Consider the following 20,433-nt stretch of genomic DNA (forward strand, 5'->3'; position numbering starts at 1 on the left):
ACTTGTGCACACCCCGGGAGGCGTCATAGTTGAGGCCCGACAGATTCAGGGCAACTCGGAAAACTCTCTATTCTAGCGTTTCTTGGCTAACTCTGTGCAAAAAACGGCCAGATTTTCGGCCAGGCCGGGCAGCGCCGATTGGCAGGCGTCCCACTGGCGGGCGGCGTCGAGCCAGGCCTGCCACGCCGCCGGCGCCAGCGCGTCGGCGCAGGCGGCGGCGGTGCGGCCGGGCTGGGGCTGGTTCCAGGCCCGGATCAGCGCATGCGCCGGTTCCGGGGCCGGATAGCGGGCGAGCCAGGCGTCCAGCTTCTCCAGGTGGACGTTTTCTTCCTGGGGATAGATCTGCCAGACCAGCGGACGCGCGGCCCAGGCCGCGCGGACGAAGGAGTCTTCGCCGCGCACGAAATTGAGGTCGGCGCACCACAGCAGCCGGTCGTAGTCCGGCTGGGCGATGAAGGGCAGGCGGACCACGCGGGGCGCGCCGGGCGCCCCGCAGGCCGACTCCAGGGCCGGGGCCACGCCCTGCGGGACCAGCAGGACGGTCGGACGCGGGTCGGCCGCCAGGGCCTGGGCCAGTTCGGCGGCCGGGGCGGAGGGGTAGCAAAACAGGGACACGGTGCGGGCGCCCGCCTGCCGCAGGGCGAGCGCATCTTCCGGCACGCCCACCGCGCGCAGGAAGCTGTCCTGAAGCGGAGCCGACGCCTGCAATGCATCGCGTTCGGCCGACAGCCCGGGCTCGCGCAGCAGGCCGCCGGTGGCGGCCGTGAAGCCAGGAAAGAAGAAATGCTTTACCAGGCCGTCCGGCCGCTGCGACGGGAGCCCGTGGCAGCTTTCGACCCAGGATTCGGCGCTCAGGTATTCCAGGTTGATCCAGACCGGGTGGGTGCGGCGCATCGACGCGATGAAGGTCGCGGGCGGATCGCAGGCGAAGGCTTCGATCACCACGTCGCGTGCGCAGAGCGCCGGATCGGGCGCGTCGGTCCAATGCAGGACGTCCACGCCGGCCAGCCGCTGGCGGGGCGCCGTGGGGGCCAGGCCGGGCTGGATGTGCGCAAAGCTTTCAAGGTCATCGACCCACAGGCGGACGTCCCAGCCGCGGTCGCGCGCAAGCTGGCGCGCCAGGCGCCAGCACACGCCGACGTCGCCGTAGTTGTCGACGACGCGGCAGAAGATGTCCGCTTGCATGGCCGCTCAGTGGAACTGCGCGGGGGCCGCTTCGGCGTCCTCGGGCAATTCGGCATGCACCAGTTCGCCCAGGGGATTCGGGAAGTAGGGCGCGCCGCAGTCTTCGCAGTACTCGGGCGGCAGCACCCCGGGGATGCGGCGCACGTCGGTGACGCCGTATTCCTTGAGCAGGGCCGCGATCTCGTCGACCACGTCCGGCTGACCTTCGTCCATGACCACGTCTTCCTCGCGACCGTACAGGGGCCAGACGCAGCCGTAGTACACGTCGTTGCTGTTGCGCGCCGTGAAGCCGATGCGGTATTCGTCGATACGGCCTTCGCCGCAGCCGGCCACGACGGCCCGCAATTGCGAGGCTTCCAGGTTGACGGCGCCCTCCAGCCAGCTGACCGCCGCGCGCAGCGACAGCGGACGCACCTGGCGATCGGCTTCGCGGTTGCTGACGTAGTAGGCGTCGGGCAGCAGGGTTTCGAAGCCGCAGCCGGGAAGCAGGGCGGCCAGGGTGGGCTGCGCCTGGGCGGCCCATTGCGCGAGGCAGGCGTCGCGGCTTGCCTCGGCGTCGCCCAGGTGTTCCTGCCAGCGGAAGATCGGTGCGCCTTCGGCCACGGCCACGGCGCCGACGATGTAGCGCGTGTCGGCCAGCATGTTGGCGGTCTCGGTGTCCGTGTTGAGCGCCGGCTTGGTGGTTTCTGCCCCCAGTGCCTGCGACCCCAGGCGCTGGAGCCATTGCCAGGTCTCGGAGAACGTGCGCGGCATCTGGTCCACGCTGACCAGCACGGGCATCAGCGCGGTGCGGGCCGTGCTGGAAAGGACGTGTCCATGCAGTTGCGCCAGCAGGGCTTGCTGGGCGCTGGCGGAAATGGGGCCGGTGGGAATGGCGTAGCGGGTCCAGGCGACGATGGGCGCGACGATCAGCAGCACGTCGTAACGGACGCCGTTTTTTTCGATCTTCATCGATTCGGACAAGGTTTCGGCCTGTTCGATCAAGACCTCGTAGGCGCCCACGTCGCTTTGGGCAAGGTGGTCCAGCGCCGCTTCGAGCGGGGCATCCTGGCTTGCCTTGAGCAGCTTCGGAATCGCTTCGCCAAGCTGGGTCTCCCAGAACACGTCTTCGACACGGCTGCCCGAGCGGTTCAACGCCTGGGCAAGCGCGACCAGACGAGTGGCCTCACGGGTCATGCGGGGAGCGGATTGGCTGCGGGATCGGGCCATAACTTTCGGGGAACGTCCATTCAGTGTGTAACGACGTAGTTTAACGCCCGGCACCTGCGGCGGGGCGGCCGCCCTTCCCTTGGCGGGTGGCTGCGGTCTTGCCGGCTGGGTCGCCTCAACCGCGCGGCGGCCGCTTCGCGCCTGATTGGTGCTGCATTGATGCTGTGTTGGCAACAGATTATCTCCGTGCCGGGGGTTTATTGCTGGATTGAATCGGCCGAAAATGAGGGCATCGATACATTCCTGGAGGCACCGCCATGCGCTGGCCTACGCTTTTCGTTTCCCATGGTTCTCCCATGTTGGCCGTCGAACCCGGCAAGACCGGCCCCGCGCTCGCGGACTGGAGCGCCGCGCAGGGCCGCAAGCCCCGCGCCATCCTGGTGATCTCGCCGCACTGGATGGGCGAGGGCCTGGCGCTGTCCACCCGCGACCAGCAAGTCGCCTGGCACGATTTTGGCGGCTTTCCGCCCGAACTCTACACCCTGCAATACGCCGCGCCGGGCTCGCCGGAACTGGCCGCGCGCGTGCAGGCCCTGCTGTCGCAGTCCGGCATCGCGGCGGACCGGGATCCGCGGCGTCCGCTCGACCACGGCGCGTGGGTGCCGCTGCGATACCTGTATCCGGACGTGGACGTGCCCGTCGTGCAGCTTTCGCTGGACATGGGCCGCGATGCGGCCGGGCAGTTGGAACTGGGCCGCGCGCTCGCGCCGCTGCGCGACGAAGACATCCTCATCATCGGGTCGGGATCGCTGACGCACAACCTGCGCCACATCCGCATGCCGCAGAACGCGCCGGCGGTGGACTACGTGCCGGGCTTTCAGGCGTGGTATGCCGAGAAGCTGGCCGGGCATGACGTGCCCGCGCTGCTGGACTGGCAGGCGCAGGCGCCGGGTGCCCTGCAGGCGCATCCGCACGACGACCACCTGATGCCGCTGTACGTGGCGCTGGGGGCGGGCGGGCCGGTGGCCACGCGACTGAACGATGAAGTGTCTTACGGCGCGCTGGCGATGGACGCGTATCAGTTCGATTGATCGGGCGCCGGGCGTCGAAGGGGTGTCGTCCGATGGGTGTCTGACACCCATGCCATCAATGAAAAACGCCCCGGAACCGCAAGGTCCCGGGGCGCTTGTACTTCGCTGCAACCGTCGAGGATCAGGCCGCGAGCAACTGGCGCAGCACGAAGGGCAGGATGCCGCCGTGCTGGTAGTAATCGACCTCGATCGGCGTGTCGATGCGCAGCAGCACGGTCACGTCCTGTTTGGAGCCGTCCTTGCGCGTGATCGTCAGCGTCACGTCCTGCATCGGCTTGATGCCGTTTTCCAGGCCGGAGATGTCGTACGTTTCTTCGCCGGTGATGCCCAGCGACTGGACGCTGTCGCCGCCCTTGAACTGCAGGGGCAGCACGCCCATGCCCACCAGGTTGCTGCGGTGGATGCGCTCGAAGCTGCGGGCGATGACGGCCTTGACGCCCAGCAGCTGGGTGCCCTTGGCGGCCCAGTCGCGCGAGGAGCCGGTGCCGTACTCTTCACCGCCGAACACGACGGTGGGAGTGCCGGCAGCCACGTACTTCATGGCCGCGTCGTAGATCGACATCTGTTCGCCGGTGGGCTGGAACAGGGTCTCGCCGCCTTCGAAGCGGCTGCCGTCGGGCAGCGACGGGATCATGAGGTTCTTGATGCGCACGTTGGCGAAGGTGCCGCGCATCATGATTTCATGGTTGCCGCGACGCGAACCGTAGCTGTTGAAGTCGGCCTTCATGACGCCGTGCTCCTTGAGCCACTTGCCCGCGGGCGAGGTTTCCTTGATGGAACCGGCCGGCGAAATGTGGTCGGTGGTGACCGAGTCGCCGAAGACGCCCAGCGCGCGCGCGCCCTTGACCGTGGGCATCGCGCCCGGCGTCATGCCGAAGCCTTCGAAGAAGGGCGGTTCGGCGATGTACGTGGAATCGGGCCAGTTGTAGGTGTCGCCCGTGACGCCCTTGATGTTTTCCCAGAGCTTGCCGGGGTTGCTCTTGACCTGGCCGTAGTTGGCCTCGAAGGCTTCGGGATCCAGCGCGTACTTCAGCAGGGCGTTGATTTCCTCGGTGGTCGGCCAGATGTTGCCCAGCCACACGTCGCCGTTCTTGCCGCGGCCGACCGGTTCGGTCATCAGGTCGCGCGTGACGGTGCCGGCCAGCGCATAGGCCACGACCAGCGGCGGCGAGGCCAGGAAGTTGGCCTTGATGTTCGGATGGATGCGGGCCTCGAAGTTGCGGTTGCCCGACAGCACGGCCGAGCAGATCAGGTCGTTGCTGGTGATGGCTTCGTTCAGGTCCGGGGTGAGGTCGCCCGCGTTGCCGATGCAGGTCGTGCAGCCATAGGCCGCCACGTCGAAGCCCAGCTTTTCCAGGTACGGCAGCAGGCCGGTCTTGGTCAGGTACTCGGTGACCACGCGGGAGCCAGGCGCCAGCGAGGTCTTGATGTGCTTGGGCACGGTCAGGCCGGCTTCCACGGCCTTCTTGGCCAAGAGGCCGGCCGCCAGCAGGACGCTGGGGTTGGACGTGTTGGTGCAGGACGTGATGGCGGCGATCAGGATGTCGCCGTTCTTGATCTTGGTGCCGGCGCTGGTGGTGAAGGTCTGGTCCAGCTTTTCGGCGGGCTGGTTGAAGCCGTTTTCCGCAACCGGCTTGGAGAACAGGTCGATGAAGGTGTTCTTGACGTTGCCGATTTCGATGCGGTCCTGCGGGCGCTTCGGGCCGGCCAGCGAGGGCGCGACGGTGGACAGGTCCAGCGTCAGCAGCTTGGTGAAATTGATGTCCTGCGCCGAGGGAATGCCGAACATTCTCTGTGCCTTGAAGTAGGCTTCGAAGGCGGCGATTTCCTCTTCGGTGCGGCCGGTGCCGCGGAAGTAGTCGATGGTGCGTTCGTCGACCGGGAAAAAGCCCATGGTCGCGCCATACTCCGGCGCCATGTTGCCGATGGTGGCGCGTTCGGCCACGGTCAGGCTGGCGGTGCCTTCGCCGCAGAATTCGACGAACTTGCCCACGACCTTTTCACGGCGCAGCATTTCGGTGATGGTCAGCACCAGGTCGGTGGCGGTGACGCCGCCGCGCAACTGGCCCTTGAGCTCGACACCCACCACGTCGGGCGTCAGGAAGTAGACGGGCTGGCCCAGCATGCCGGCTTCGGCTTCGATGCCGCCCACGCCCCAGCCGACCACGCCGATGCCGTTGATCATGGTGGTGTGGCTGTCGGTGCCCACCAGCGAGTCCGGGTAGTAGACGTTGTTCTGCTTGTCCTGGTGCACGCCGCGCGCCAGGTATTCCAGGTTGACCTGGTGAACGATGCCGAAGCCCGGGGGCACGACGCCGAAGGTGTCGAACGCCTGCATGCCCCACTTCATGAACTGGTAGCGCTCCTGGTTGCGCTTGAACTCCAGCTTCATGTTCAGGTCCAGCGCGTTCTTGGTGCCAAAGTAGTCGATCATGACCGAGTGGTCCACCACCAGGTCCACCGGCACCAGGGGCTCGATGCTCTTGGGGCTCTTGCCCATCTTGTCGGCCACGGAACGCATGGCGGCGATGTCGGCCAGCAGCGGCACACCGGTGAAATCCTGCAGCACGACCCGGGCGACCACAAAGGGAATTTCATCTTCGCGCTTGGCGTTGGCCTGCCAGTTGGCGAGCTGCCGGACGTGTTCTTCAGTGACCTTCTTGCCGTCGCAGTTGCGCAGCACGGACTCCAGCACGATGCGGATGGAGACCGGCAGCCGCTGCACGTCGATGCCGAGCGATTTGCCCAGCGCCGGCAGCGAGTAGTACTGACAGGACTTGTTGCCGATCTTGAAATTCTTGAGTGTGTCTAGGGTGTTGTGCGGCATGATGGACTCCGTGGTTTTGCCCAGCTGAAGGCGGCATTTTCAAGCGTTTCGGCGCGTTTGTCATTGTCTCAGGGACAAGTTTGCCGAGGGGCTATATCTTGGTTTGTGTCTTATATCTTATATAAGACTTGTCTGGCGCGTCAAAAGTTCCGGCCCGTGGTTTCGCGCCGGCCAGGCCCGGATATGGCGAAGCCCCTACTTTGGCGGACGCGCGCAAAGCCTGCAATACCCCGTGTCCGCAATCGGGGCTCAGGCCAGGCGCGCGGGAAGTTCCGCCGCCGCATATTCCAGGAAGCGCCGCAGCGCCAGCGGCTCGCCGCCGCGCGCCGGCATGACGGCGTAGATGCGCGCGGGCGGCGCGACCCAGGCGGGCAGGACCTGCACGAGTTCGCCCGAGTCCAATTGGGCGGCGCACAGGTAGCGGGGCACCAGCGCCACGCCCAGGCCCGCGCAGGCCATCGCCCGCAGGGCGTCCATGTTGCTGCTCAGGCACCGCGGCTGGAATTCCACCGTTTCGGTTTCGCCCGACGGCCCCGTGAAGCGCCACGTCCGCGGGCCGTCCTGCGTGGCGTGGGCCAAGAGGGGCAGGGCGGCCAGGTCGCGCGGATGCCGGATTCCGGCCTTCGCCATGGCGGGGGCGCAGACCAGCACCAGGGCAACCGGCGCGATCTCGTGCGCGTTCAGCCGGGAGTCGGTCAGCGACGATGCCTGGGCGCGGAACGCAAGGTCGTAGCCTTCGCCCACCAGATCGATGATCTGGTCGCGCGTGTCCAGCAGGACGCGCACGTTGGGATTCGCCTGGCAAAAGCGCGCCACCAGGTTGCCCACCAAGGTGACCGCCAGGGGCGAGGGGGCGGTGATGCGCAGAAAACCGGCAGGCGCGTCGCCCACGGTCGCAGCCAGGTCATAGACGGTGCGCGCTTCCCGGGCCAGGGCCTGCGCATGGGCGTAGACCTGCTCGCCCATCGGCGTCAGCGAGACGCGGCGCGTGTTGCGCTGGAGCAGCCGCAGTCCCAGCCGGGTTTCCAGGTCCGCAACCCGGCGGCTGAGCTTGGAACGTTGCATATTCAACACACGTGCGGCCGCGGAAAAGCCGCCTTTTTCGACGACTTCATTGAATAAAAGCAGGTCATCGACGCGGTGAATGTAGGTAGGCATACAGCGTTTTAATAGGGAAAACGGGGCTGGATTGTGGCAATTGTCCTGACGGACAGGACAATTATTCCTGAAATCAGCCTCTACTGTCCGATTGTGGGAGCGCATAAGCTGTGGCCGCATTCAGCCATTACTCAGGTAGCGTTTTTTTTGACTCTTAAGCTCAGCGCCGTTGTCCCCGGCGCCATCAAGTCCCAGGGCGACTCGTGCGAGATCCGGCAGTTTCGCCATACCGATTTTTCGACGAGCGTGTCGCCGGTCGTGCTGGTGGATCATTTCGTCATGACGGGGCCGGCGTTCGGCCCGCACTCGCATGCGGGCATCAGCGCGGCAACGCTGCTGCTCGATGACAGCACGGGCGTTCTGCAGAACCTGGAGGGCGCCGCGGACAGCCGCGACATCCGCGCGGGCGATTTGTACTGGGCGCAGACGGGGCGCGGCCTCGTGCATGCGCAGCGTCCCGTGGGAGAAGCCAGGCTGCACGGTCTGCAGATTTTCATGGACCTGCCTGGCGATCTGAAATCGCAGGCGCCCTCGACCTCGCTCCTGCGCACCGCGGAGATTCCCGTGATCCAGAGCCCTTCGGGGCGCATACGCGTGGTGTCGGGCCAGCACGGGGAAAGCGAGTCGCCGCTGCGAACGCCCGCGCCGCTGCTGATCCTGGACGGCCAATTGCGCCCCGGGGCGACCACGCTGGTGCCGTTGCAGCCAGGCTGGAACGCCTGGATCACCGCGATCCACGGCGATCTGGGCGTTCGCGCCAGGCATTGCCGCCGGGGCGCGAGTCCCTTGCCCAAGGTGGCGGGCGGCGATCCGGACTTCGCGGTAGTCCGGACGGGCTGGGCTGTGGCCGCCACTGCACAGCCGGACGGCGAAGAAGGGGTGCTGCTGCTGATGGCGGGATGCGCGCCTTCGCACTTCGTGCTGATCGCTGGCCCGGCGGTCGACCTTCCCGCCGCGGGCCAGGGCATGCCGGCGCAGCAGGGACTGGGGTCGCTGGAGCAGGCGTTGGCGGCTTACCAGGCCGAAGAGGCGCAAGCGCAAGCCGAGATCCAGGCCGAGCTGGAGCGCGAGGACGCGGCGGCCTAGCGGTTCGGGCGGCGGGCGCCGCATCAGCCCGCCGGGGCATTCTGTTGTCGTGCCGCAACGGGCGAGGGCTGTTTCTTCATAAAAGAATCAATGAGAACGATTCTCTTTTGGTAACATCTGTTGCGTTAGACCTCAAGACCCCAGGGCGAACGGGCTTTGTTGGTGCCGGTTCTTCCGGACGCCACGTCGGTTCAGCGCGGGATTTTGCGGATCTGCCCCGCAACGCGGATCCTCTCCGCCCTACCAGCATCCCGTTATGAAAATTCGAACTCTTGCATGCATGGCAGCCGCGCTGCCGTGCTTCGGCGCCGTCCACGCCCAGACCGCCCCCCAGACCCCTTCCGCCACTACCGCCAGCCCGGTGACCTCGATGGACGCCATCCGCGTCGAGGCCAGCGCGGATGCGTCGGCCGGTGGCCTGTCGGCGCCCTTCGCGGGCGGGCAGGTGGCGCGCGGCGGCCGTGTCGGCATTCTGGGCACGGAAGATTTCATGGACACGCCGTTCAGCGTCACCAGCTATACGAACGAACTGATCCAGGACCGTCAGGCCAAGAGCGTGGGGGATGTGCTGCAGAACGATGCGGGCGTGCGCGTGGCGCGCGGCTTCGGCAATTTCCAGGAGTCGTACTTCATCCGCGGCTTCATCCTGAGCTCCGACGATGTGGCCTACAACGGCCTGTACAGCCTGCTGCCGCGCCAGTACATCGCCACCGAGCTGTTCGAGCGCGTGGAAGTGCTGCGCGGCGCGACGGCGTTCCTGACGGGCGCGACGCCTGGCGGCGGCGGTATTGGCGGTGTGATCAACCTGGTGCCCAAGCGCGCGCCCAACGAACCGCTGACCCGCGTGACCACGGGTGTGTCGAGCGGCGGCCAGTTCCTGTTGTCCACGGACATCGCCCGCCGCTTCGGCCCGGACGACAGCACCGGGATTCGCCTGAACGCAGCGCAGCGCAGCGGCGACACGGGCATCGACGATGAGCATTCCCGCACCAGCGTGGTGTCGCTGGGACTGGATTGGCGGTCAGCGGATACGCGCCTGTCCGCCGACATCGGCTGGCAGGAAAACAAGCTCAAGCGCCCGCGGCCGAACGTGACCCTGGGCGCGGGCGTCACGACGGTGCCCGACGCCCCGGATGCCAGCTCCAATTACGCGCAGCCCTGGTCCTATTCCAATGAGCGCGACGTCTTCGGCACCGTGCGCGCCGAACACGATTTCAGCGACAGGCTGACGGTATATGGCGCCTTCGGCATGCGCCGCAGCGATGAAGCCAACTCGTTGGGCAACATCACGCTCACCAATGGCAGCACCGGCGACGGGACCTTCTACCGCTTCGACAACACGCGCGAAGACAGCGTCAACACCGGTGAACTGGGCCTGCGCGCCAAGGCGCAGACCGGCCCCGTGGGCCACGAGATCGTCGTGTCCGCCTCCTTCTTCGACCTGAAGAAGAAGAACGCGTACGTGATGGACTTTCGCAACACGTTCCCCACGAACATCTACGATCCTATTTCCTACGACAAGCCTGCCTTCAGCGCTTCCGCGCTGCGCGGCAACGACCTGGACAACCCCGCGCTGCAGGGCCGCACGCGCCTGAGCAGCTACGCCATCGGCGACACGATGTCCTTCCTGGACGACAAGGTGCTGTTCACGGCCGGTATCCGCCATCAACGCATGTCGCAGCGCGACTACGCGTACAACACCGGCAATGAAAGCGGCGCCTACGACGCCAGCCACAACTCGCCGGCGTTTGGCCTGGTGGTCAAGGTCGCGCCCAGCGTTTCGCTGTACGCCAACTACATCGAAGCCCTGGTCGCCGGTCCGACCGCGCCCGCGACTGCAGGCGGCAAGCCGGTGCCCAACGTGGGCCAGAGCCTGCCGCCCTTCGTGTCCAAGCAGAAGGAAGTCGGCGTGAAGTTTGAGCGGGAAGGCCTGGGCGCCGGCCTGGCGTACTTCTCGACGGACAAGCCGCGCGCGGCCTACAACGCCAACAATGAGCTGACCAATTCGGGCAAGGACCGCCACCAAGGCGTGGAACTGACCGTGTTCGGCGAGCCCGTGCGCAGCGTGCGCCTGCTGGGCGGCCTGACGTGGCTGGACGCCAAGCAGGTTTCGACCGGCACGGCCTCGCTGGACGGCAACCGCGTCATCGGCGTGCCGCGCTTCCAGGCGAACATGGGCGTGGAATGGGATATCCCGGGCGTGGAAGGCCTGGCGATCGACGGCCGCGTGGTCTACACGGGCTCGTCCTATGCGAACGACGCCAACACGCTCAAGGTTCCCGGCTGGACCCGCTTTGACGCCGGCCTGCGCTACATGATGGACGTGGACGGCCACGTCGTGACCCTGCGTGCCCGCGTGGACAACATCGCCAACCGCAACTACTGGTCGTCGGTGGGCGGTTATCCGGGCAACGGCTACCTCGTCCTGGGTGGCCCGCGCACGTTCTCGCTCTCGGCCAGCATGGACTTCTGATCGATGCGGGCCTGGCCCGCACGCATCATCGCTTCACCGATCCCGGCCCCGCGCCGGGATTTTTTTGCGTCGTCAGCGGGTGAGCGGCGCGCCTCACCACAACCACCCCCCGCGCGACAGGCTGGCTTCGCAGCTCTTGTACTGCGCCGTGAACTTCTCGGCGCGCGCCTGCACCTTTTGCGACACGGTCTTCAACCACGCTTTGCGGTCGTAGCTGCGGTTGCGGTAGCCGGTCCAGCCTTCGTGGTAGTTCAGGTACTGCCCGTAGGCGTCCCATTTCGAGATGCCGTTGATGCGCTGCGTCTTGCTCATGTACCAGCCCATGAAGTCCAGCGCGTCGGCAAAGTTGTCGCGGCTGGACGTCCACCCGCCCGCTTCGCGCTTGTAGTCGGCCCAGGTTTCATCCTTGGCCTGCGCATACCCATACGCCGAGCTCACGCGGCCCCACGGGATGATGCCCAGGAAGTAATAGCGCGGCGGCAGCGCGTCATGCTTGAAGGAGGACTCCTGATACATCATGGCGATGGGCACCGGCACCGGCGCGCCCCATTTCTTCTGCACGTTCAGCGCCGCATCGTGCCATTCCGGCTTTTCGCGGAAGATGGCGCAGATATTGTCGGGGTTCGAAGGCGGCGCGGTGGCGCAGCCGGCTAGCGTCAGCAACAGCGTCGGCGGCAATAGCCGGATCATTGGCAGGCTTCCTCCAGGAAAAAATGCGCCAGGGCTTCCCCGGCCGTGGCGGCCGGGTCGCGGCCGAGTCGCGGCCGCGTGGGAGGATTGTATTGAAACGTTTCGTTATACAGGCCGCGCGCCGACCCTAAATCGCCGGACAGAGGCAAAAAAAACGGCCCCGGGCGTTTGCACCGGGGCCGTCGTCAGGCCGTCAGGCCTGCGATGCGCGCAGCGATCAGACTTCGATCACGTCGGCAACATCCTTGTAGTCGGCGATCTTGTCGAAGTTCAGGTACTGGTAGATCTGGTCGCCGCTCTTGTTGATGACGCCCATGTCGGCCATGTACTCGTCCTTGGTCGGGATGCGGCCAAGCTTGGAGCAGATGGCGGCCAGTTCCGCCGAACCCAGGTACACGTTGGTGTTCTTGCCCAGGCGGTTCGGGAAGTTGCGGGTGCTGGTCGACATGACGGTGGCGCCTTCACGCACCTGCGCCTGGTTGCCCATGCACAGCGAGCAGCCCGGCATTTCCGTGCGGGCGCCGGCGGTGCCGAAGACACCGTAGTGGCCTTCCTCGGTCAGTTGCGTGGCGTCCATCTTGGTCGGGGGAGCGACCCACAGCTTGACCGGGATGTCGCGCTTGCCTTCGAGCAGCTTGGAGGCGGCGCGGAAGTGGCCGATGTTGGTCATGCAGCTGCCGATGAACACTTCATCGATTTTGGCGCCGGCGACTTCCGACAGCGTCTTGACGTCGTCGGGGTCGTTCGGGCAGGCGACGATGGGTTCGTGCACGTCGGCCAGGTCGATCTCGATGACGGCGGCGTACTCGGCGTCGGCGTCCGGCTCCAGCAGCTTGGGATCAGCCAGCCAGGCTTCCATGGCCTTGATGCGGCGGCCCAGCGTGCGCTCGTCTTCGTAGCCGTTGGCGATCATCCACTTGAGCATCACGATGTTGCTGTTGATGTACTCGATGATCGGTTCCTTGTTCAGGCGCACCGAGCAGCCGGCGGCCGAACGTTCGGCGGAAGCGTCCGACAGTTCAAAGGCTTGTTCGACCTTCAGGTCGGGCAGGCCTTCGATTTCCAGGATGCGGCCGGAGAAGATGTTCTTCTTGCCCTGCTTGGCAACGGTCAGCAGGCCTTGCTTGATGGCGTACAGCGGAATGGCGTTGACCAGGTCGCGCAGGGTGACGCCGGGTTGCAGCTTGCCCTTGAAGCGGACCAGCACCGATTCCGGCATGTCCAGCGGCATGACGCCGGTGGCGGCGGCAAACGCCACCAGGCCCGAGCCGGCGGGGAAGGAGATGCCGATGGGGAAGCGGGTGTGCGAGTCGCCGCCGGTGCCAACGGTGTCGGGCAGCAGCATGCGGTTCAGCCACGAGTGGATCACGCCGTCGCCCGGGCGCAGGGATACGCCGCCGCGGGTGCTGATGAACTCGGGCAGCGTGTGGTGCGTCTTGACGTCCACGGGCTTGGGGTAGGCGGCGGTGTGGCAGAACGACTGCATCACCAGGTCGGCCGAGAAGCCCAGGCAGGCCAGATCCTTGAGTTCGTCGCGGGTCATGGGGCCGGTGGTGTCCTGGCTCCCGACCGAGGTCATCTTCGGTTCGCAGTAGGTGCCCGGGCGGATGCCGCGGCCTTCCGGCAGGCCGCAGGCGCGGCCGACCATCTTCTGGGCCAGCGTGAAGCCGCGGCCGGAGTCGACCGGATCCTTGGGCAGGCGGAACAGCGTGGACGGCGCCAGGCCGAGGGCCTCGCGCGCCTTGGCGGTCAGGCCGCGGCCGATGATCAGCGGAATGCGGCCGCCGGCGCGCACTTCGTCGAACAGCACGTCGGACTTGACTTCGAATTCGGCGATGACTTCACCGTTCTTGAGCGCCTTGCCTTCATAGGGACGCAGCTCGACCACGTCGCCCATTTCCATCTTGGACACGTCGAGTTCGATCGGCAGGGCGCCGGCGTCTTCCATGGTGTTGTAGAAGATCGGGGCGATCTTGTTGCCCAGGCACACGCCGCCAAAGCGCTTGTTCGGGACGAAGGGGATGTCTTCGCCGGTGAACCACAGCACCGAGTTGGTGGCCGACTTGCGCGACGAACCCGTGCCGACCACGTCGCCCACGTAGGCGACCAGGTGGCCCTTTTCCTTCAGGGATTCGATGAACTTGACCGGGCCGCGCTTGCCGTCTTCTTCGGGTTCGAACGCGGCGCCGTCGCGCTTGTTCTTGAGCATCGCCAGCGCGTGCATGGGGATGTCGGGACGGGTGGTGGCGTCGGGCGCGGGCGACAGGTCGTCGGTGTTGGTTTCACCGGGGACCTTGAAGACCGTGATGGTCAGGCTTTCCGGCAGTTCCGGACGGCTGGTGAACCATTCGGCGTCGGCCCAGCTTTGCAGCACGGACTTGGCGTTGGCGTTGCCCTTGTCAGCCTTTTCCTTGACGTCGTGGAAGGCGTCGAACATCAGCAGGGTCTTCTTGAGCGCATCGGCGGCGATGGTGCCGATTTCCGCATCGTCCAGCAGTTCGACCAGCGGGCCAATGTTGTAGCCGCCGAGCATCGTGCCCAGCAGTTCCGTCGCCTTGGCACGGCTGATCAGCGCACAAGCTTCCTTGCCCAGGGCCACGGCGGCCAGGTAGGAAGCCTTGACCTTGGCGGCGTCATCCACGCCGGCCGGCACGCGATGCGTCAGCAGCTCGACCAGGTTCTGTTCTTCGCCGGCGGGCGGGTTCTTCAGCAGTTCGATCAGTTCGGCGGTTTGTTTGGCCGTAAGGGGCAGCGGGGGGATCCCCAGAGCCGCGCGTTCGGCAACGTGTTGGCGGTAAGTATCCAGCATGTGAGGCCTGCTCAAAGTCGGGTTGGAAGAAGGGTTGTCGGCCGGAATTGTAGAAGCAAGTGGGGGCGGCAAGCAAATGTCTTATATCTTATATAAGACTTGCTCGTTGCCGCTGTTGCTCGGGGGCGACGGCGCGGCCGGCGGGGCGCCGCGCAAAACGGCGGCCGCGCGGGCCGCCGGGGGATCAGGGCCTCCTGACCGGTTGGGGGCGGCCGGCCGCTCAGGGCGTGCTGGCGTCGTAGACCACGCCCACGCGGGCGAAATTGCCCCCGTACTGCTTGACGTCGACCTCGAAGGGCGCGCTGTCGCCGGGCGGCAGGCGTGGCAGCCGCAGCTCCTTGAACGTGGCGCCCGTGATCTGGTCCTGGGCGTCGTACAGGCTGACCCACACGCGCACGGTTTCGACGTCGTCGGCGCTGTCGTTGCGAACCCGGCCGTGGACGGTCACGTACTTGTAACGGAAGCGGTAGCTGAAGTTCAGCGTGCCGGTGCCGATGCCGGCCTCGGTGTTTTCCACCGTCACGGCAAGCGCGGGCCTGGGGCCGGGCAGGGCGGCGCGTTTGGCCGGCAGCCAGTTCGTCTTGACTTCCGAATAGCGTTCCACGCGTCCGGTCAGCGCCACCGGCACGCGCTCGCCGGGGTACAGGTGGGTGGGCAGGGACCAGGACTGGCGCAGGTCGAGCTGGCGCGACCCGTCGAACACCGCGATTTCGGCGCGGGGCGACAGGGCAACGTACCGGTCGCTGGTGTTGACCAGTTCCGCATACAGGACGGGACGCTCGATTTCGTCAAGCAGCCGGCGCGGCGCCGACAGCTTGAGCGCGCCGGCGTCGAACAGGGCGAAATCCGGGTCCAGCAGCTCTTCGGTGGTCAGGCGCACGTGGTCGATGACGCGCGTATTGGCGGGGCTGACGCGCACGATGCGGGTGGCGGGCGGCTCGGCCGCCGGCGGCGCGGCGCTGGCCGTGACCGCGGCCCCGGACGGCTGGCGCGCGGGCCCGAGGGCCGTGTACTTCCAGGCGGCGTATCCGCCGGCGGCAAACAGGATCAGCGCCAGGCCGGCCAGGGCGGGCCGCGCCAGGCGCCGGGGCGTGCCGGGGGCAGCGTTCTGGTCAGCTTTCACTTTGCACCATGTAGTCGTAGGAGGCCACCTCGCCATCGCGCAGCATCTCGCAGCGCACGTCGAAGGACGTCAGCGCGTCCGGGGCCAGGGGGCTGGCCGTGGCGTAGCCGTTGCCCGTGCCGATCAGGCTGCCGTCGGCGCCGTACAGCATCACGGTGATCTGCGTGCTGCCGGCCGGGCTGGACCCCCGGTTGCGAATCAGGCCGACCAGACGGTAAGTGCCGTCATTGCGGACCAGTTGCACCTTGCTGGCGGCCACGTCATTGTTCCTGCCGCGGGCGGGCGACGGCGTGCCGACCTGCAGGTCGTAGCGGCTGAACGCCTTGGCGGGCGCGGATATCGTCAGGGGGGTGTATTCGCCCGGCTCCAGCGAGCGGGCGGGCGCCGAGCCGGATACCGTCGCCAGCGACAGGTCGCCCTGGAAGAACGACGCCGTGACGCGCGGCACGTCGATCTTGCGGCCGGTCTCGTTGCGCACGATCATGACCAGTTGCGTGCGGCCGCGCGCCTTGATTTCCTGGACGTCGGTCAGCTTGACCCGCGCGGCGTCGATGGGCGGTTCCGCGCTGCGGCCGGGCGAGGGCGACGGGCGCGAGCCCAGCAACCCGACGGCCAGGGGAACCAGGACGCCGGCCACGATCGCCACCGAGATCGCCGCGACCGCGATGGGCTTCATGGGCGCGGAAGGCGGCTTCTGGATGTTGCGCAGGATCTTTTCCAGCCGCTGCGCGACGTTGTCTTCGACCAGCGTGACCGCGTGGCAGTGGCTGCACTGGTATTCGTTGGTGTCCAGCTTGGTGAACTGGGCGCTGCCGCAGGTGGAGCAGGTCAGCGTCACCGTGTTGATCGTGGTCTGTTTGGGCGTCATTCTCGCGGGGCGGGCGTGCGGTCCCCAGGCGCGGGCCGGGATGGCGCGGCGGGGGCGGGCATGTCGGGCTAGCCGGGCGGCAAGGATAGCGGCGTCCCGATGTGGAGGCGGTGCGGGAGCGCATCAGCTTGTGACCAAATGTGTGCAATCGCCCCGTCCGTGCAACCCCGATGCGGGGGCAAGGGGGCGTTTCGGTTGGCCCCCGCGGCCAGTGCTATGATGCCCGGCGTCAAAAATCCGTTAACCCGTTAACCCGTTACCACGCCGTCTCCCGTCGATCCGCTCACTGCCGCCCTGGCGCGCAGCCGGGCAGAGCCGAGGTCTGGCTCCCCCGCATGAGCATCTATCAACATCTGCTGTTTCTGGCTTGCGTGGCGCTTGCCACCTATGCGCAGACGATGACCGGCTTTGCGTTCGGCCTGGTGCTGCTGGGCCTGTCGGGCGTGTTCCAGCTTGCCACCGTGTCCGAAGTGGCCAACGTGGTCAGCGTGCTGTCGCTGGCAAATGCCGCCGTGACGCTGCTGCGCGCCCGGCCGCAGGTGAACTGGTCCTTGCTGACGCCCGCCGCGATCAGCAGCCTGGCGGGTGTCGGGGTGGGCGTGGCCGCGTTGACATGGATCAGCGGGTCCATGGCGGTGCTGCTGCAGTTGCTCCTGGGCATCACCATCCTGGCGTGCGCCATTTTGCTCGTGGCCCGCACCCAGCCGCTGGCGCAGCTTTCCTCCCGCGCTTCCAGCGTGTTCTTCGGCGGCGTGTCGGGGGTGCTGGGCGGCCTTTTTTCCAGCGCCGGCCCGCCCATGGTCTATCACCTGTACCGCCAGCCGCTGCCGCTGGCCACCATCCGCAACAGCCTGCTCATCCTGTTCTCGCTCAACGCCACGGTGCGCCTGGCGCTGGTGACGGGGCAGGGGGCTTTCACGGCGTCGTCGTTCTGGCTGAGCCTGCAGGCGCTGCCGATCGTCATCGGGGTGACGTGGTTTGCGCGGCGCTACAGCACCGAGAATTCGATGAAGACCGTCAAGCGCATGGTGTTCGTGCTGCTGCTGGCCGCCGGCCTGGGCCTGATCGTGCCGGCGTCGAGGATCTTGACGGCGGGCTAGGTGCGGCGCAGCCCGGCGGGACGCGCAAAGGCGTGCGCCGCCGGCCTTCATGCAGGCAACACGCCAGGCAACACGCCAGGCAACACCCCGTCAGCCGCGTTCGCCCGTGATGTAGCGCTCGAGTTCGTGGATGATGAATTTCTGCTCGCTCATCACGTCCTTGACCAGGTCGCCAATGGACAGCAGGCCGATGAGCTTGTCGTTCTCGATGACCGGCAGGTGGCGAAAGTGCCGTTCGGTCATCATGGCCATGCAGTGTTCCCGCGTATCCGAGGGGCTGACGTAATACACCGAGTCGGTCATGATGTCGCGCACCTTGGTCGTGCGCGATGACCGGTCCTGCAGCACGATCTTGCGCGCGTAATCGCGTTCGGTCAGCATGCCCAGCACCACCTCGCCTTCCACCACCACCACCGCCCCGATGCTGCGGTCGGCCATCGTCTTGACGGCGTCGAACACCGACGAGTCCGGCGACACCGTCACGACGGCGTGATTGGCTTTTTCCCTGAGAAGCTCAGCAACTGTCTTCACGATGTGCTCCCGAATCGGTGACGAGGTTCTAACGTCCGCCCTGGCGCCGGACCGGAAATCCGGCCGGTTGCCGCCGCGTGACCATGCTCCATCCTAAGCCTGCCCGCGGCATTGCCGCAAGCGGGGCGGCTATTTCGGGTTTTTGTCGCGAAACGCCAGCCCGGCCATCTCGCGCAGATTGCGCGTGGCGCTGCGCTCGGTGGCGGGATTCCAGGCCAGCGAAATGCCGATGGATGCCCCGGCGGGGAAGTCGGCGAGCGCCTTGTAGACCACGCCGGTGCCGGGATGGCGCCGGCCCCCCGCGGGCACCAGCGCTACGCCCAGTCCGCTTTCGACCAGGCTCAGCAGGGTCTGCACCTGCACCGCCTCCTGCGTGATGCGCGGGGTGAAGCCACGCAACTGGCAGGCATTGATCGCCGCCATGCGCAGTCCCGCGGCTTCGGTGGCCGTGTACATGATGAACGGCTCCTGCGCCAGGTCGGTCAGGCGCACGCGGCTGCGCCGCGCCAGCGGGTGCGCCTTGGGCACGGCGAGCGCGAAGGTCTCGGTCGTCAGCGGCGACAGCCGCACGCTCGATCCCATCGCCACCGGCACGCGCACGATGCCGACTTCCAGCGTGTCTTCCTCCAGCTCCTGCATGATGCGGATCGATGTGGCCTCGCGCAGCACCACCGTGACGCCCGGATAGCGTTCGCGAAAGCGCGGCAGGATGCGCGGCAGCACGTCGTGCGTGGCCGACCCCACGAATCCGATGCGCACCGTGCCGCCTTCGCCTGCCGCCCCGGCGCGGGCGGCAAGCCGGAACTGCTCAGCGTGGAAGAGGGCGCGGCGCGCCTCATCGAGCGCGGCCAGCCCGGCCTCCGTGAGCTTGACGCCCTGGCGGCCGCGCACGAACAGCGCGGCGCCCACCTGCGCTTCGAGCTTGCGGATCGACACCGACAGCGGCGGCTGCGACATGTGCAGTTTTTCCGCGGCGCGATGGAAGTTCAGCGTTTCGGCAAGGACGAGGAACTGCTGGAGATGGCGCAAATCCATGGCGGAAGTCCAGGCGGGGAAGACGCCGCATGATACGGCGGGGCGGCGGATCCCGATCGGGTCAGGCGATGGCGCCTTGCGCGCGCAGGCGGTCCAGCGCGGCGTCGTCCAGCGCCAGCACGCGCGCCAGCACCGCGTCGGTGTGTTCGCCCAGGCGCGGCGGCGCGGCTGGTTCGCGCGGCGGCGTGCCGAGCAGGCGCAGGGGCGAGCGCAGCAGGCGCAGCGTGCCATGGCGGGCGTCCGGCGTGTCGGCCACCAGCCCGCGCGCGGCGATCTCGGGCGCATCCAGCGCCTCGCCCACGCTGCGCACCGCGCCGGCGGGAATGCCGGCCGCGCGCACGGTCCGCAGCCAATGCGCGGTGTCCTCGCCGGCGAAGATGCGCTCCAGTTCGGGGATCAGCCGCTCGCGGTTCAGCACGCGCGCGCGGCTGGTGGCATAGGCCGGATCGTCGCGCCATTCCGGCCGGCCGACCAGATCGCAAAGCCGGGCGAACTGCGCATCGTTGCCCACCGCCAGGGCGAACGAGCCGTCGCGGGTCGCGAAGATCTGGTAGGGCACGACCGTGGGGTGCGCGTTGCCCAGCCGGCGCGGCGCGTGGCCCGCCGCCAGATAGCCCGCGCCGACGTTGGCCAGCACGGACACCGCGCCGTCCAGCAGCGCCAGGTCGATGTGCTGCCCGCGCCCGCTGCGCGCACGCGCCAGCAGGGCGGCCAGGATCGCCTGCACGCCATTCATGCCGGTGACGAGATCCGTGATGGCCACGCCCAGCTTCATCGGCGCGCCGCCCGGCTCGCCGGTGATCGACATCAGTCCGCTTTCGGCCTGGATCACGAAGTCGTAACCCGGCTCGTCCGCGCGCGGTCCGGTCCTGCCGTAGCCGCTGATCGAGCAATACACGAGGCCCGGGTTGAGCGCCGACAGGTCTTCATAGCCCAGGCCAAAGGCGTCCAGGGCGCCGAGCCGGTAGTTCTCGACGAGCACGTCGGCTTCGCGCGCCAGCTCGCGCACGAGGCGCTGGCCTTCCGGGTGCTTCAGGTTGACGGCGATCGACGCCTTGCTGCGGTTGGCGCACATGAAGTAGGTGGATTCGCCGTCGACGTCGGGCGGCGACCAGCCGCGCGTGTCGTCGCCCTGGCCGGGCGCTTCGATCTTCCAGATTTCCGCGCCCAGGTCGGCCAGCGTCTGGGTGCACCAGGGACCGGCCAGCACGCGGCTCAGGTCCAGCACGCGGACGCCGGACAGCGGCAGGTCACCGCGCGGGTCCTGGCTCAGGTCCGCGCCGATGTTCAGGCCCATTTCGTCGCGCA

Annotated in this window: 15 protein-coding genes; 4 read left to right on the forward strand and 11 right to left on the reverse strand. The window is 67.3% G+C overall.

Annotation, left to right across the window (positions count from 1 at the left end; translation table 11 throughout):
* Positions 1 to 72: 72 nt before the first annotated feature.
* Positions 73 to 1,185, reverse strand: a complete 1,113-nt coding sequence (gene earP, locus BXA00_RS19745; protein WP_076520130.1) for an elongation factor P maturation arginine rhamnosyltransferase EarP — start codon at positions 1,183 to 1,185, stop codon at positions 73 to 75.
* 6 nt (positions 1,186 to 1,191) lie between these two features.
* The gene (locus BXA00_RS19750; protein WP_076520131.1) at positions 1,192 to 2,394 is read right to left on the reverse strand and encodes a DUF2863 family protein; all 1,203 of its coding nucleotides are present in this window, start codon (positions 2,392 to 2,394) and stop codon (positions 1,192 to 1,194) included.
* 257 nt (positions 2,395 to 2,651) lie between these two features.
* On the opposite strand from BXA00_RS19750, the gene BXA00_RS19755 reads away from it, so the two are divergent.
* Complete coding sequence (locus BXA00_RS19755) at positions 2,652 to 3,425, forward strand: class III extradiol ring-cleavage dioxygenase (protein ID WP_076520132.1); 774 nt, start codon at positions 2,652 to 2,654, stop codon at positions 3,423 to 3,425.
* A gap of 121 nt (positions 3,426 to 3,546) precedes the next feature.
* Here BXA00_RS19755 and acnA read toward each other — a convergent pair whose 3' ends face one another.
* The gene (acnA, locus tag BXA00_RS19760) at positions 3,547 to 6,252 is read right to left on the reverse strand and encodes an aconitate hydratase AcnA (protein WP_076520133.1); all 2,706 of its coding nucleotides are present in this window, start codon (positions 6,250 to 6,252) and stop codon (positions 3,547 to 3,549) included.
* Positions 6,253 to 6,501: 249 nt separating this feature from the next.
* Positions 6,502 to 7,410, reverse strand: coding sequence for a LysR substrate-binding domain-containing protein (locus tag BXA00_RS19765; protein WP_076520134.1), 909 nt, complete (start codon positions 7,408 to 7,410; stop codon positions 6,502 to 6,504).
* Positions 7,411 to 7,557: 147 nt separating this feature from the next.
* On the opposite strand from BXA00_RS19765, the gene BXA00_RS19770 reads away from it, so the two are divergent.
* Together BXA00_RS19770 and BXA00_RS19775 are read left to right on the forward strand one after the other, a co-directional pair.
* A complete protein-coding gene (locus BXA00_RS19770) occupies positions 7,558 to 8,496 on the forward strand; it encodes a pirin family protein (protein WP_076520135.1) in 939 nt (312 codons plus the stop codon).
* A 256-nt stretch (positions 8,497 to 8,752) separates the two neighbouring features.
* A complete protein-coding gene (locus BXA00_RS19775; RefSeq protein WP_076520136.1) occupies positions 8,753 to 10,969 on the forward strand; it encodes a TonB-dependent siderophore receptor in 2,217 nt (738 codons plus the stop codon).
* Positions 10,970 to 11,062: 93 nt separating this feature from the next.
* Here the strand turns inward: BXA00_RS19775 and BXA00_RS19780 are convergent, their stop codons facing one another.
* The 4 genes from BXA00_RS19780 to BXA00_RS19795 form a co-directional block, all read right to left on the reverse strand.
* Positions 11,063 to 11,659 (reverse strand): hypothetical protein, encoded by a 597-nt coding sequence (locus BXA00_RS19780; RefSeq protein ID WP_076520137.1) that lies wholly within the window; start codon positions 11,657 to 11,659, stop codon positions 11,063 to 11,065.
* Between the two features lie 217 nt (positions 11,660 to 11,876).
* The gene (gene acnB, locus BXA00_RS19785) at positions 11,877 to 14,468 is read right to left on the reverse strand and encodes a bifunctional aconitate hydratase 2/2-methylisocitrate dehydratase (RefSeq protein ID WP_076520138.1); all 2,592 of its coding nucleotides are present in this window, start codon (positions 14,466 to 14,468) and stop codon (positions 11,877 to 11,879) included.
* Positions 14,469 to 14,688: 220 nt separating this feature from the next.
* Positions 14,689 to 15,591, reverse strand: a complete 903-nt coding sequence (locus BXA00_RS19790) for an FxLYD domain-containing protein (RefSeq protein WP_076520139.1) — start codon at positions 15,589 to 15,591, stop codon at positions 14,689 to 14,691.
* Complete coding sequence (locus BXA00_RS19795) at positions 15,581 to 16,459, reverse strand: FxLYD domain-containing protein (protein WP_076520140.1); 879 nt, start codon at positions 16,457 to 16,459, stop codon at positions 15,581 to 15,583. Before BXA00_RS19795 ends, BXA00_RS19790 begins: the two co-directional genes overlap by 11 nt.
* Positions 16,460 to 16,794: 335 nt before the next feature.
* Here BXA00_RS19795 and BXA00_RS19800 point away from each other — a divergent pair, with 335 nt between their 5' ends.
* Positions 16,795 to 17,559 carry a TSUP family transporter gene (locus BXA00_RS19800; RefSeq protein ID WP_076520141.1) on the forward strand — a complete coding sequence of 255 codons (765 nt, stop codon included), beginning with the start codon at positions 16,795 to 16,797 and terminating at the stop codon, positions 17,557 to 17,559.
* A gap of 90 nt (positions 17,560 to 17,649) precedes the next feature.
* Here the strand turns inward: BXA00_RS19800 and BXA00_RS19805 are convergent, their stop codons facing one another.
* From BXA00_RS19805 to BXA00_RS19815, 3 genes are all read right to left on the reverse strand, one after another.
* Positions 17,650 to 18,090, reverse strand: a complete 441-nt coding sequence (locus BXA00_RS19805; RefSeq protein WP_076520142.1) for a CBS domain-containing protein — start codon at positions 18,088 to 18,090, stop codon at positions 17,650 to 17,652.
* Positions 18,091 to 18,219: 129 nt separating this feature from the next.
* Complete coding sequence (locus BXA00_RS19810) at positions 18,220 to 19,125, reverse strand: LysR family transcriptional regulator (protein WP_076520143.1); 906 nt, start codon at positions 19,123 to 19,125, stop codon at positions 18,220 to 18,222.
* 61 nt (positions 19,126 to 19,186) lie between these two features.
* Positions 19,187 to 20,422 (reverse strand): CaiB/BaiF CoA-transferase family protein, encoded by a 1,236-nt coding sequence (locus BXA00_RS19815; protein ID WP_076522022.1) that lies wholly within the window; start codon positions 20,420 to 20,422, stop codon positions 19,187 to 19,189.
* Between the last annotated feature and the right edge of the window lie 11 nt (positions 20,423 to 20,433).

Origin of the sequence: Achromobacter sp. MFA1 R4 (assembly GCF_900156745.1) — a bacterium.
In the GTDB taxonomy this organism is placed as follows: Bacteria; Pseudomonadota; Gammaproteobacteria; order Burkholderiales; family Burkholderiaceae_B; genus Achromobacter.